Source organism: Mycobacterium sp. IDUB_24, assembly GCF_055419385.1.
Genome location: NZ_JBVAXO010000001.1, coordinates 1,380,604 through 1,393,991, shown reverse-complemented (window position 1 = coordinate 1,393,991; position 13,388 = coordinate 1,380,604). Strand labels below are relative to the sequence as shown.

Genomic DNA, 13,388 nt, shown 5'->3' with positions numbered 1-13,388 from the left:
CGATTCATCACCTGTCGAGAACGAGGCTGAACAGCCCGACGAGGAAGGCCATCACCGGAATCAGCGAAGCATCGAGCCCGGTCCCCAGGAAGCCCACCAGACGCCGCATCGGCAGCGAGTAGGTGTCCGGAGACGCCGCGCGCGGATTCAGTGCGGCGAAAACCCACACCACGACGAGCGCGGCGAGCACTGCCAGCGCCAACCAGGCCGCTTGGTACCGGCCGTCGATCGCGAAGGCCACCAACAGGACAACGGACAGGAGGTAGGGCTGGCTCAGCAGCCAGGCCTTGCACGAGGCGGAGTCCCAGACGCGAGCCTTCAGCACGGCGCCGAGCGCGCCAGCGACCACGACGTACCAGGCCCACGGCGACGCGGTCGACGAACCGACCAGGGCCACCGATCCCGCGACACCGAGCAGCACACCCGCGGCGATCACGCCGGTCTGATGAGACTGACTCACCCGAACCCGACGCGGCAGGTCGGCCAGCACCGACAGCGGTTGCGGCGACGGGGACGGATCACCGGGCGCCGGGATGACCGGCAGCGGGAAGCGCGCCCACATCGCGGACAGTTGAGCGGCCTGAACCGTGACCAGCAAGGCGATCAGGATCAGGGCACACCCGATCACTGTCGCGTTGATCTCCCACAGCGTGGCCGCCGCGGCGACCAACAACACGCCGGCTCCGACCACCGTGGTCGCGGTGAACACCGCGATACCCCGGTCGTCGGGCGAGCTGGCCATGCTGATCAACGACCAGGCAGCCACTCCGGCCGCGGCCAACAGGATGCTGGGCGCACCGAATTCGCCTGGCACACCGAGCGCGAACACTGCGCCGACGGGTACGAGCGCGGCGAGCGCCAACGCGGTGGCCAGAGCTCCTGACCGGCTCCGGGTCGACAGCGCGGCGAGCACGGTGGCGATGGCGATGCCGCCGGCCACGAACAGCCCGAGCAGTTCACCGGTCAGCACGCGATGGGCGACGGCCAGGCCGGTGCCCACCAGGATCAGCCCGATCAGGGCCAGCGATGCGTACCGCGCGATATGGGCGGCGCCCCACGGGCGCTGGCGAGCCGCAGAGAAGATCACCGCAGCGTCGGCGATGTCCTCGACGATGCGCGGGGCGGCCGGCCCGGCGGGAACGGCTTGCAGCGCAAGCAGATCACCGTCCACCACACCGACCGTGTCGAGTGTGGCGTCCAGGCTGTACGGTGCACCTCCCACCGGGGCCAGGCTCAGCCGCACCGGGTCGTTGGCGCCGTCGTCACCGCCGGCGTTGGGGGGCAGCACGATGCGCTGGACCGCGGGCAGGATCTCGCGCAGCGGCAGCTCGGACGGCAGGGCCATCTCGGTCAGCCGGCCACCGTCGTCTCCGGCGGCCAGCACGGCCACCCGGACGATCGGCATCACAGTGTTGTCGGACATTCCTATGCTTTCTGGGTTCTTCTCATGGAGCGTGGATCTCGGTGGGCTACAACGTCATTAGAGCCATTGGACAAATATTGGTTGACGGCTTCGCTGTCGAAGTCGCGGATGAGCGGTTGGTCGGGGAACCAGGAACCGCTCGGCAGGGAGGCGGTGAGCCGCTCGATCGCCATCGCGATCGCCTCGGCACTGCCCGCCGTGAAAGTCGAAATCCACTCCCCGTCGAAGGCTTTCGACGGGGAGACCAGAATCCGGCCTCCGGGGGTGTCGATGATGCTGACCCCCACCTGGGTGGTGACCCGGTGGCCGTCGCGATGCTCTCCGGCCACGATCTCGACATACGTCCGTCGCCCGTCGAACACCGCCTCCACGATCGGGCGGGCCGAGGCCGGGACTCCGAGGAATCCCAGCACCTCGGTCAGCGGCGTGCCGTTGCGGATCTGCTCGTCGGCACGGGCGCCGGCCGCGGCCGGCAGCGCGAACTCCTCGAACCGCGCGGGCCTGCGCTGCGACAGTCCGGCTGTGAGCACCGGTCCCAAGGCGTGCGGGTGGGCGATGTCCATCTCGGTGAACGTCACCAACTGCGCGTTGCGCAGGACGACAACTGTCCGGCCGGCCCGGTCTCCGCTGTGCTCGTCGGCTCCTCGCGCAACGATGCCCCGCAGCAGATCTCCCGGCCCGGAGACAAACCGCAGATCGAGCCACTGGGTCGGCCGACAAGCCAACCGAACCCATTGCGCCACCTGCGGATTGACTCCGCCACCGGCGTCGAGCACGCCCATCCTGGTCAGTTCAGCGGCCCGTCCGGCGACAAAGCCGGCCCGCTGTGCCGGTTCGCTGTAGGGCGGCGTGATGGCCAGCACCCACGGGTACGCCCCGGCGCCGAGTACCTCCGCGAGGTACCAGGCCTGATCGGTGGTCAGCTCGACGGCGTTAGCTCCGGTACTCAATGCGGAGCCACCGGCACTAGCCCCACTTGGCGCCTTCAGCCGCGTCGCGGGCACTCATCGACATGGTGTTCATCTCGTGAGTGGACGCCATCGCACGGTAGGCCCGGGTCAGCTCTTCCATCGCCTGGTTCCACTGGGCCTGCCAGGCCTGGTAGGTCATACCGGTGTCACCCTGCCAGGCGCTGCTCAGCGCGGCCTGCTCACTGGCGATGTCAGCACCGACGGCGTGCAGGGCAGCCGAGTAGGTGTTCATCTCTCCGGCGTGAGCCAGCATTGCCGGGTAGTTGTACATGATCTGAGACATGAAAACTCCTGTATCCGGGGTGATTCGGTTAGACCGAGGTGTAGGTGCTGGCGGCGGCGGCATCCTGGGCGACGTAGGTGCCCGCGGCGTCGCCGAGGTTGAGCTGCGCGATGTCGAGCAGCGCGTTGACCTTGGCCGACACCTCGACGAACCGGGCGTGGGCGGCCTGGAACGCGGCCGAGGCCTCACCCATGTGGAAGGCCTGAGACGACATGGCGGCCTGCTCGGCCTGCGCGATGGTGCTGCGCATCAGTGCGGCCTTGGCGCCGAAGGCGGCCTCGGAGGCGATCAACTGGGGGATGTGAGCATCCAACAGGCTCATGGATTTTCCTTTCGGGTCGTGGACATTTGGCGGTGCGACGAACGTGATGACGATGATCTGGTCAGCTGCGGCTACCCCCTTGCGAATCGCCGGGTTCCCAGGAGCCGGGCAGCATCGGCGAGACAGGACTGTCGTCGTAGCTCTCGCCGGCCAGCGTGGTCAGCCCGGCCGCGGTGGCATCGGATTTCGTTTCGGTACCGGTGAATCCCATGGTGCCGGCACCGCTTTCGGACGCTCGGACCCGCGGCTCCGGCTGTGGCTCGGGGTCTGGATCGGGTTGCTCGTAATCCATGTAGGCGTCCGCATAGGCGTGGTCTTCCAGTGCCGCACCTCGCTTACGACGCCGCTTACGCCGGGCCGCGAGCGACGCGGCCACACCCGATGCCGCCGCAGGAATGCCGGAAGCCGGTGCCGAAGCGCTGGACTTGCCGCCGACAGTCGGGCTGAACCCCTCATCGGGGTCACTGCCGAGCACCGCATACGGCGCGAAGGCCGCTGCTGCGACAGGCGCCGGTGCCGCAACCCCTCCGGAGGCAGGTGCAGCGGCGGGCGCGGCGGCTGCTCCTGCCCCACCCCCGACACCCGCAGGACTCAGGCCGGCCATCGGGAGTCCCTGATCGCTGCGGACCGGTGCCACCGGAGCGTCCCCATCGGCCGGAACGTCGCCCGGTGCAACGTCGTCGGTGGGAAGCAGGTCGAGGAAACCCAGTGCGGCAAGACCCATTCCGAGGAGCGGGGCCAGGAACGGCGACAGCGCGACACTGATCCACGTGCCCCAGCCCACCGGCTGGAAGATCAGCTGATAGATGACGCCGAACAGGAACGGCCCCCAGGTGGTCAGGAAGCCGGACGGGTTGGTCATCAGGTCGGTGAGCATGCTCTGGATGGTTCCGAGCGGATCGTTGAGGAACCGCAGCAGCTCCTTGCCGCCGATCATCGAGTCATTGCCCAGGTAATCGACCAGCCACTGCGGCAGATTGGGGTACTCGCTGTCGGCCGTCGCGTCGGCACTGGTCAGGGCCGAACCTGATTCCGTCGCAGTGCCCTGCGCCATCATCTGCTGTGCGTTGGCCGAGGCGGCGCCGACTTCCCCGGCACCTGGCTTGAGCAGCATCGGCGATGGCGTGCCGGTCGGTGCCGCCATCACGGCGGCCCCGGAGACAGCCTGGTAGGTGGCCATGGTGGTGGCCGCCTGGATCCACATCCGGACGTAGTCGGCCTCGTTGACCGCGATCGGAATCATGTTGATACCGAAGAAGTTCGTGGCGATCAGCACGCCGTGCACCACATGGTTGAGCGCGAGCTCGGGCATGGTCGGCATGGCCGCCACCGCCGTGGTGTACGCCGCGGCCGCGGTCTCGTGCTGCACGGCCACCGCAGCGCTGTTCGCGCTCTGCTGCGCCAGCCAGGTCAGGTAGGGCCCGTGCGCGGTGATGTACTGCTCCGAGCTCGGACCTTCCCACGACCCGGCCTGCACCGCACCCAACACGCTGGTGAGTTCTGCTGCTGCCGAGGCATATTCGGTACTCAGCGACTGCCAGGCCCCCGCGGCGGCCAGCAACGACCCGGCGCCCGGGCCGCTGGCAAGCAGCGTCGAGTGCACCTCGGGTGGTAGGGCCATCCAAATGGGGGCAGTCATCTCAGATGCCGCGCGCAGTCATGTAGGACGAAGCCGCCATCGCGTCACCGGTGATGTAGCTGGCACCGGACTCGCCGACGCCGACGCCCGAGCGTCCGAGCTCCTCCACGCCCTGGGCCGCGATCGCCGTGTGCTGGGCGCCGTGGGTGCTGAACCCGGTCGCGGTCTGCAACGAAACCGCGTCGGCCGCAGGCGGAATCACCGCTGAGACCAGGGGTGCGGCCGCGGCGTGCGCGGCGGCCAGCCGCGCGGTGAGCGCCTCGACGGCCGCGCTGGCGGCGGTCAATCCTTCTGGAACTACCCGCAATGTCATCAGAATTCCTTTCGCCCGTTGTTCACGGAAAGTGCCGTGTCATCGATGAGTGGGTTGACGAGCTGGACGAACTCGGGCGCGTCGCCGTCCCCGAGCAACATGCCGCGTCCCGCGGGGAACCGGGCGAACCGGTGTCCGCGGAGCTTGCCGCTGTCGGCCGGATTGCCCGACAGCATCAGGGTGGTCGCCTGCAGATCGTTGAGACGACGCAGCAGCGGTGCCGTCATCACGGCGTGCGCCGATCCGGTGGCCCGGGCCGTCACGATGACGCGCAGACCCAGATCGGTGGCCTCGGCCAACAGTCCGACGATGTTGGTCCACGGGCGTTGCCCGGCGAACGGACCGCTGACCGCGGGGCCGTCGGGAATCTGGTCGACGTCGTCGATGATCAGGTAGTGGATGTGACCGTCGGGTCCTGACCGCTGATTCCACGCGCTGAGTTCCTGTGGGCTCAAACCGGCCGGCGGACGGCGCTTCTCGATGAGTGCCGACAGACCCAGCATCGCCGGCAGCACGCGGTCGATGTTGGCCGTGTACTCGTTGTCCGGGAACAACGGCTCCTCCACCAGGTGCAGCCGTCGGTCGACGACGGTGAAGGCCACCTCGTCCGGCCGGGAGTTCTCCCGGATGGTCCGGATGATGTGACGCAGCAGCGTGGTCTTACCCGACTTCGTATCGCCGAACACCGTCAGCAACGGGTTGTCCTTGAAGTCCAGCACCACCGGTGCCAGATCCTCTTCGCGCTGACCGATGACCACCCGCTCGGGGGCCGGGTAGAGCGGCGCCAGCACGGCGGGGGCCAGCGCGGTGGGCAGCAGGCGCACCGGCGGTGCGGTCTGCCCCGGGTAGCGGGAGTTGATGACGGCGATATCGCTCAGCTCTGGCTCGGCGAACAGGAAGTGCTCGGCGGCCATGGTCAGGCCTCGGCCCGGCTGATCGGCAGGTACGGACTCCGCCGGGCGGCGCAGCGCACCGACCACCCGCACGATGCTGTCGTGGCTGTCGTGCAGCTTGAGCTCCAAGCGCAGGCCCAGGCCGTCACGCATCGCGAGCGGTACCTCCAGCCAGTTCGGCGTGGTGATCACGACATGGATGCCGTAGGCGAGGCCGGTGTTGGCCAGCTCGGTCACCTTGGCCAGCAGCGGATTACGAGTGTTGAACGTGTCGGTGTTGTCCCGGCTGAACGCGTACAGGTTGTCGATGACGAAGAAAACCTCGCCGTAGCCGTCTTCATACTTTCCGGTGGAGCTGCCCACCCGGCTCACCGCACCCTGGCGCTGGCGGGCCCGCAGCAGCTGCTCGAGCTCACCGAAGGTGCGGCGGATGCGTTCGGGCTCCAGCGGCGTGGCGACACTGCCGACATGCGCCAGATCGGCCAGGCCGGCGAGCTGTCCGCCGCCGTAATCCAGGCAGTAGAAGCTCACCTCGCTCGGCGAGTGCAACGCAGCCGCCGACAGCACGAAGGTCTGCAGTGCGGTCGACTTGCCCGAGCGCGGACCACCGTGGATCAGCACGTTGGCTGCCGACGAGTTGGCATCGAACACCAAGGCATCCCGGCGCATCTCGAACGGCTTGTCGATCTCGCCCAGCGGCCAACGCAGTTGACCGGGCTCGATCTCGGTGCGGGCCAACACGTCGTCCAGCGCAATCGCGCCGTCCAGCGGCGGCAGCCACAGCTTCGGTGCCTGCGGGCCGTAGGCGGCCAACTGGTCGCCGATGGTGGCGATCAGCTTGCGCGGTGGCGCGACGTTGACCTCTGGCTCGTTCGTGACGATCACCGTATCGGGCTCGGGCTCAACGCGCGAGGCGGTGAACAGCTGTGGCTGCGGCAGCGCCCGCACCACGATCGACTTCTCGGCCCGCGGCGGATCGTAGATGCCGTCGACGTAGGTGCTGCGGAACTTGACCGGCACCGCGCCCGGGGCGGGCACCAGGAAGCCTTCGCCCTTGTGCTCGCGACCCGACTCGATGTGATAGGCGTCCTCGACCCCGATGATCTGACGAGAGATGCTGGGGCTGGCCACCTTCAGACCGATCCGGTACGACGTGTTCTTGTCGATGTCCTTGATCCGGCCCACGTCCAGGGTCTGTGACGCGAACAGGATGTGAATCCGGAACGAGCGGCCCTTGCGCGCGACGTAATCGAACAGGTCGGCGTACTCGGGATGGTCGGCGAGCATCAGGGTGAACTCGTCGGCGACCACGAACAGCGTCGGCATCGGGGGCAGGTCATGTCCGGCTGCGATGGCAGCCTCATACTCGGTGACCGAGTTGAACGCGCTGCCCTGCACGCGGCGGCCGGCTTCCTTGAGCATCTGCTCACGGCGGGCCACCTCACCGCGCAGGGTGTCGGCGAACCGATCGGCCAGCGACTTCTTCTCGGCCATGTTCGAGATGACCGCGACGACCTGCGGGAAGTTGCGGAAGATGTCGGCGCCGGCCTCACCCTTGAAGTCGGCGTAGATCACGATGAGCCGCTCAGCGGAGTGAGTGGTCAACAGCGACAACAGGATCGACATCAGGGTCTGGGACTTGCCCGAGCCCGTCATACCGATCATCAGGCCGTGCGGGCCCATACCGCCCTCGGCCTCGTCCTTGAGGTCGAAGTACAGCGGCTCGCCGGTGGCGGTGACGCCGATCGGCACCCGTAGCTCGTCGTCGCGGTTGCGCGGGGCCCACAGGCTCGCCACGTCCAGCGCCGAAGCATCCGGGATGTCGAGCAGCGTGCCGAAGGTGGCGCCGCCGGTAGCGGTGGACCGCACGTAGCCGGGATTGGAATCCCAACGCGACAGCCGCCGCGCGATGTGGGCCGCCTCGGCAGCCGACATCGTGTCAGCCTGATTGACGTAGGGCTGCCAGCCGCTGCTCTGCCAGCGCTCGATCCGGCCTTCGGTGACCCGCAGGATGGGCCGCTCGGGATCCGGGTACTGCTCGCGGTTGGGCAGCTTGTCGCTGCGGTGGATCACGGTGACGCCGGTCAGACCTGGCTTCCGCGCGATGTCGTCGGGATCGGCTTCGGGATCGTCGAGGACGACCAGCAGATGCTTGAGGACCTGGTCCGCCTCGGCGGGGAACGCGGGCCGGCCGGTCAGCGCCCAATCGAGCTGTCCGCGCAGCTCGGTGACGCCGGTCGTCAGGTACCGGGCCGGGCCGACACCGTCGGCCTGCGACGGAATGTCCACGTGCGGAAGCCACTTCAGCCACGACCAGGCCTCGGAGTCGACATCGGGAGAAGCCAGGGCCACCCCGAGCATGGTCGGGTCGTGCCAGGTGACGGCCTGGGCGATCCAGGCGCGCAGCGCATCGCGGACTTCTTCGGCCTCACCGATCACGGTGATCCGGGCGAGCTTGGTGACGTCGATGCCGGTCGGGGCATCGCGCACGGTGCGCTGCACGTCGAGCAGACCACGAAGGGTGCTGTGCGACACCGGCTCCAGGTCGATCTCGTCGGCGGTGTCCTTGACCTTCAGCGCCGCATCCAGTGGCACATCGTGCAGCCCGGCGCGCAGCACCAGGAAGTCGCGGTCACGCGGGTCACGTTCCCACTGCCGGCGGGTACCCGGGACGGTGGCCAGCACCTCGGGCTCCGGGTGCGACCACTCCAGCGCCGCACGCTGCTCACCGGCATGCGCACGGACGTTGTCGCGCACCACCGACAGGTAGCGCAGGTAATCGGCGCGTTCGGCGTCGACCTCCTCGGTGCGCATCTTGTTGCCGCCGCGGTACAGCGCGGTGGCGGCCAGCAGCAGCACGAACGGGAAGAACAGCATGGTCGGCGAGATCATCCGCATCCCGGTGGCGAACAGGGCCACGATCATGCCCACGATCAGGATGACGATCAGGTAAGGCAGCACCCGGCGCAGCAGTGACGGGGGAACGATCCGCTCCAACTGGGGCGGCGGCTCGATCGTGATGGTGCCCTTGCGGGTGGTCGGCGGAGCCAGCCTGCGCTGGTGCTCGAAGATCAGCCTACTCATTAGCGGGTCGCCTCCAGGCGGGCAGCATTGGCATTGGACGACAGCGCATCATGAGCGGTCAGGGCGTCGCCACGGGACAGGGTCGGGCCGGCCGCGAACTGCGTCAGGATCGACCAGGGAATGGGTAGGGCCGGCGAGGTGAGGCCAAGCGCCGCAACAACTTTGTCGTCACCGGCGGTTTCGATGCCGTAGCGGACGCCGGTGTCGCTGACCCAGAACAACGAGCCTGCGGTCGGCGAACCTGGCTCGGCCCCGACGGTCTGGACGAAGTAACCGCTGCCCGGGGTGAGCGCGACCCGGCTTGCGGCGCCGTTGCTGCCCGCTCCGACCAGATCGACGGTGTGCAGGCCGTCCGGCACCGGCAATGCCGCACCGGAGAGGACCGCCAGCTTGCTCTCGGTGGCACCCGTCGGCTTGATCCATTGGGCACAGGTCACCGGGGCGGTCGACGACGCAACCAGCTTGACCGGTGTGCTCGGGTAACCGGCGGTGTCGATGGCACGTGAGACGGGCATCCGCGACACCTCGTCGGGCCCGATCCGCGGCGCCTGGTCCAAGCCATAGGAGTTGGTGTTCCGCAGGATCGAGGCCAGGACCGGCGAGACCGGCTGTAGACCGTCATTCAGCACCGCGTAGTAGCGGGCGGTGTTGTCGGCGTCGTACGCCGCCACCACGCCGCCGATGGGCACCGGCGTCGACAGCTCGTAGCTCGTCGGCGCACCGGCGTCGGCGATGTGCGGAGCCGCCAGTGCCGGGGCTTCGGGGATGGCGTTGAACAGGCCGGCGGCGATCGGCCGCGGCGCGGGGATCTGCCCGCCGAGACCGAGGGCATCGGTGACGGCGCGGTTGGCCAGATCGATCGAGCTGCGCTTGCCGTCCCACAGCAGCCAGTCGCCCGGCGTCGGGCCTTCCGCGTTGTGCACCAGGACCGCCTGGTCGGACGTCAGCGTCAGGGCACGCTCACCGCCCGATGCGAGGTTGCCGGCGATGACGGTCACTCCGGCGTTGGCGCCCGAGACCACATCGCACACAGTCCAATCCGCGTCGGTGCCGGCGCTCTGCACCATCCGCTCCGGCGCGCCGGGGATGCCCAGCAGGTTGCCGCGCGGGAACTTGTCGATCTCACTGGTCTTGACCGTGCTCGGGTTGTCCGACTTGCCGGTGATCAATCGCGCCGAGGTCAGGTTGAGCACGGGATGTAACTGTTCGCCCACCCGCACGTACAGCGCAGCCGTGGACCGGTCGGCGAGAACGGCATCGTTCCCGGCAGTCCCACCGGGTCGGAACAAGGAGAACAAGAAACAGCCGACCAAGCCGGTGATCACGATCAATGCGCCGGTCAGCACCGCACGGCTTTGCGTACGCAGCGGGTCCACCAGCATGCGGGTGTCGTGCAGCGCGACGCCAGAAGCGATGCGGCGCATGACGAATCGCCAGCCGGTGACCTGGTTCTTGGTGACAAAGCCGCGCCGGTACGACACCTGGTCGGGGTTTTCGTTGGACGGCGTGCGGGAGGTGAAGGAACGACGCTCGTCGGAAGGGCCGGGCGCGGTCATGCGGGCACCGTCAGACCCAGGCCGCGCAGCAGCGGGCCGGCAGAACTGTTCACGTCACCGGCGGTGATCGTCATCATCTCCTCGTCGGTGAAGTCGTCATTGTCGGAATGATCGAGGCGGTACTCGCGCTCCTCCTCGGAGCGCTCGACCAGGTTGCGGACGAAGCGGCCGTTACCGGCGATGTCGAGGCTGCGGCGCGGAACACCGTTGGCGTCGGGCATGGTTGCCTCGGCCAGATAACCGAACAGCTTCTCCATGTCGTCGTGCGCGGCCTTTTCGAACGTGCTGTCACGCTTCTCGGCCATCCGCTCGGCGATCTCGACGAGTTCGGACGAGGAGTACGACGGGAAGTCGATGCTGCGGGTGAAGCGCGAGCGCAGACCTTCGTTGGTGTCCAGGAAGCTGTCAAGGTCCTTGCGGTAGCCCGCGACGATCACGACGAGCCGGTCGCGGTCGTTCTCCATGCGGGCCAGCAGCGTGTCGATGGCGACCAGACCGAAGTCGTTCTTGGCGCCGGTGGACACCAGTGCGTAGGCCTCGTCGAGGAACAGCACGCCGTCCAGCGCGCTGTCGATGATGGCGTTGGTCTTGGCCTCGGTCTCACCGATGTGCTGGCCGATCAGGTCGGCGCGGTGCACCTCGCGGACCGTCTCCTTCTTGAGAAGCCCCAAGCCGCAATAGATCTTGGCGACGACGCGGGCGATGGTGGTCTTACCCGTTCCAGGCGGGCCGGCGAACACGAGGTGGTTGGTGCGCTGCGCCACGGCCAGCCCGCGCTCCTGGCGCCGGATCGACATGGCGACCGAGCTCTTGAGCCGCGCCACCTGGAACTTCACTTCTTCCAGGCCGATGAACTCGGCGAGCTCGGCTTCGGCCTCGACGAGCAGATGTGCCTTGCGCTCCTTGGCCCCCGGGTCGACGAAGTCGGATTCTGACGGTTCGGTGTCCGGGTCCCACGGGTCGGACCGGGCGTCGATGCGTGCGGCGTTGGTGATCAGCAGCCCGAACGTCGGATCCGACAGAGCCTCTTCGACCTGCTTGTTTTCGGGGTGCGCGGCGAAGAGGTCCTGCAGCACCTCGCCTGCGTCTTCATCCTCGCCCTGCCCGCGCAAGGTCAGTGCCTTCGCCAGCGCGCCGTCGAGCGCGGCCACCGCGACCGGGCCGGACGGGTCCTCCAGGTACGACAAGGCGGGCGCCGGCATGCCGAGCCGGGCCAGCGCGATGCCCAGGGTGATTCGCGCGGCGTGACCGGTGACCTCGTCGAGGGACGAGTCGGTGACGACGGGGGTGAGCAGCCGCACCACGTCGTTCCAGCGCTGGGCCCGGTGGTTGATCGCCACCCGCAGCCAGGTGGCGTTCAACCAGCCCGGCCGGCGGGCGAGCAGCTCGCCCACGAGCGCGTCGGCCTCGGCGAGCTGGCCCTGCGCGGCGCACCGCGCCGCGTAGGCCAGCTGGAAGTCGTCCACCTCGCTGGCACGGAACTGCAGGTACAGCCCGCTGTCATAGGTGAAACCGAGGTCGCCGGCAGCGAGGTCGATCTCGCGTTGCAGCAGACCGGCGCTGGCCCGGGTCCGCCACACCGCGTCGATGACCTCACCGGATACGTCGCCCGCGGCGGCCAGTCCGGTCCAGGCGTCACAGTGGTCGTGCGCGATGTGTGCCAGTCCAGCAAAGCCGGACCGGGCTGCGGCGAGATCGGCCGGACGCTGCCGGTCGTTCACCGTCAAGCCCAGCGCACGACAACATGTGGCGAAACGGCTGATCACATCGCGATCGAGCCGGGGCGCTCCCTGAGGCGGAGCCGCAAGCGTGTCACTACCCATATGCGTGCACGGGAGCGACTAAGCCCCCGAATCTCTCCCTTATGTATGGCTAAGCTAACTTTTGCTGAAGTTAGCATTGCATAACTTAACTGTCGAGAGGCACGTAGTCTGGCTAGCTCGTGAACTGCCTCACCTTTTGGTCGCAGCCACCAAGGTGATAGTTCCCGTCATCAGGCCTGCTTCTGATTCCGGACCGGGAACGGGCCGGCCCGCTCGGCGCAGAAGGTCGTGCAGCGGTGTCACAGCGGCTTCCCAGCCATGCGCGCCGAACCACTGCTCTGCGGGCGCGTGTTGCTGGTTGTAGACGAGAGTGAAGAACGCGTTCTCCTCACCGGATGACAGGGCTTCGGCGCGCTTGGCCTCGAACGCCTCGTCCGGCATCGGCATCGCTTCCTCGATACCGACGAAGCTGCCCGGCGCGGCGAGCGCATCAATGCCAGCAAACAACTGTTCCTGTGCTGTGGCGGGCAGATAGATCAACAGCCCCTCGGCAATCCAGGCCGACGGCCGCGACGGATCGAAGCCGCTCGCGCGCAGCGCCGCCGGCCAGTCCTCCCGGAGATCAATCGCCACCTCGCGCCGCTCGGCCGTCGGCGCCTCACCCAGCCGCTCGACAGTCTCGCGCTTGAACTCGAGCACCCGGGGCTGATCCAGCTCGTAGACCACGGTGCCGTCGAGCCATGGCAGGCGGTAGGCCCGCGAGTCCAGACCGGCCGCCAACAGCACAACCTGTGTGATCCCGGCGTCGATGGCCCGGAGGAAGTACTCGTCGAAGTACTTGGTCCGGGCGCCCTGGAAGTTGACGAAGCTCTCACCGAATTCGGTCTGCAGCGGATGCTCGGGGTCGGTGCCCTCGACCGCGGCCGTCCATTCGCCGCCGACCGCGCGACAGAACGCCTCGGCATACTGGTCGACGGCGAGCGGATCGGGCTTCCTGGCCTCCAATGCCCTTGAGGCAGCGACGAATAGCGCCGTCGAGCCTACGCTTGTGGTGATATCCCAGTTGTCATTGTCTGTTCGTCCGGTACTCACGCGCGCGACAATACGCCGGGAGCCTGGCACCCGTCCGCGCGTCATCATC

The 13,388-nt window shown here is 68.0% G+C and carries 10 protein-coding genes; all 10 read right to left on the bottom strand.

The window, feature by feature from the left end; all coding sequences use genetic code 11:
* Positions 1-7: 7 nt before the first annotated feature.
* The 10 genes from eccD to ACZYZF_RS06715 all read right to left on the bottom strand — a co-directional run bounded on the left by eccD (position 8) and on the right by ACZYZF_RS06715 (position 13,384).
* Positions 8-1,423 (bottom strand): type VII secretion integral membrane protein EccD, encoded by a 1,416-nt coding sequence (gene eccD, locus ACZYZF_RS06760; RefSeq protein ID WP_463742953.1) that lies wholly within the window; start codon positions 1,421-1,423, stop codon positions 8-10.
* A 2-nt stretch (positions 1,424-1,425) separates the two neighbouring features.
* Positions 1,426-2,373: an ESX secretion-associated protein EspG gene (locus ACZYZF_RS06755; protein WP_463834972.1), complete on the bottom strand. Its 948-nt coding sequence runs from the start codon at positions 2,371-2,373 to the stop codon at positions 1,426-1,428.
* Positions 2,374-2,389: 16 nt separating this feature from the next.
* The gene (locus ACZYZF_RS06750) at positions 2,390-2,677 is read right to left on the bottom strand and encodes a WXG100 family type VII secretion target (protein WP_003880383.1); all 288 of its coding nucleotides are present in this window, start codon (positions 2,675-2,677) and stop codon (positions 2,390-2,392) included.
* A 28-nt stretch (positions 2,678-2,705) separates the two neighbouring features.
* The gene (gene esxG / locus ACZYZF_RS06745) at positions 2,706-2,999 is read right to left on the bottom strand and encodes a type VII secretion system protein EsxG (RefSeq protein ID WP_029106090.1); all 294 of its coding nucleotides are present in this window, start codon (positions 2,997-2,999) and stop codon (positions 2,706-2,708) included.
* A 61-nt stretch (positions 3,000-3,060) separates the two neighbouring features.
* Entirely contained in the window at positions 3,061-4,638 is a 1,578-nt protein-coding gene (locus ACZYZF_RS06740; RefSeq protein WP_463834971.1) for a PPE domain-containing protein, read from the bottom strand.
* 1 nt (position 4,639) lies between these two features.
* The gene (locus ACZYZF_RS06735; RefSeq protein WP_463742956.1) at positions 4,640-4,951 is read right to left on the bottom strand and encodes a PE family protein; all 312 of its coding nucleotides are present in this window, start codon (positions 4,949-4,951) and stop codon (positions 4,640-4,642) included.
* Positions 4,951-8,928, bottom strand: coding sequence for a type VII secretion protein EccCa (gene eccCa, locus ACZYZF_RS06730; protein ID WP_463834970.1), 3,978 nt, complete (start codon positions 8,926-8,928; stop codon positions 4,951-4,953). The genes ACZYZF_RS06735 and eccCa overlap by 1 nt, the downstream gene beginning before the upstream one ends.
* A complete protein-coding gene (eccB, locus tag ACZYZF_RS06725) occupies positions 8,928-10,484 on the bottom strand; it encodes a type VII secretion protein EccB (protein ID WP_463834969.1) in 1,557 nt (518 codons plus the stop codon). The genes eccCa and eccB overlap by 1 nt, the downstream gene beginning before the upstream one ends.
* Complete coding sequence (gene eccA, locus ACZYZF_RS06720) at positions 10,481-12,250, bottom strand: type VII secretion AAA-ATPase EccA (protein ID WP_463834968.1); 1,770 nt, start codon at positions 12,248-12,250, stop codon at positions 10,481-10,483. The genes eccB and eccA overlap by 4 nt, the downstream gene beginning before the upstream one ends.
* Positions 12,251-12,436: 186 nt before the next feature.
* Positions 12,437-13,384 (bottom strand): class I SAM-dependent methyltransferase, encoded by a 948-nt coding sequence (locus tag ACZYZF_RS06715; protein WP_463744108.1) that lies wholly within the window; start codon positions 13,382-13,384, stop codon positions 12,437-12,439.
* Positions 13,385-13,388: the final 4 nt, after the last annotated feature.

Coding starts and splice junctions, on each gene's coding strand:
- eccD (WP_463742953.1), bottom strand. CDS start 1,423: ATGTCCGACAACACTGTGATGCCGATCGTCCGGGTGGCCGTGCTGGCC.
- ACZYZF_RS06750 (WP_003880383.1), bottom strand. CDS start 2,677: ATGTCTCAGATCATGTACAACTACCCGGCAATGCTGGCTCACGCCGGA.
- esxG (WP_029106090.1), bottom strand. CDS start 2,999: ATGAGCCTGTTGGATGCTCACATCCCCCAGTTGATCGCCTCCGAGGCC.
- ACZYZF_RS06740 (WP_463834971.1), bottom strand. CDS start 4,638: ATGACTGCCCCCATTTGGATGGCCCTACCACCCGAGGTGCACTCGACG.
- ACZYZF_RS06735 (WP_463742956.1), bottom strand. CDS start 4,951: ATGACATTGCGGGTAGTTCCAGAAGGATTGACCGCCGCCAGCGCGGCC.
- eccCa (WP_463834970.1), bottom strand. CDS start 8,928: ATGAGTAGGCTGATCTTCGAGCACCAGCGCAGGCTGGCTCCGCCGACC.
- eccB (WP_463834969.1), bottom strand. CDS start 10,484: ATGACCGCGCCCGGCCCTTCCGACGAGCGTCGTTCCTTCACCTCCCGC.
- ACZYZF_RS06715 (WP_463744108.1), bottom strand. CDS start 13,384: ATGACGCGCGGACGGGTGCCAGGCTCCCGGCGTATTGTCGCGCGCGTG.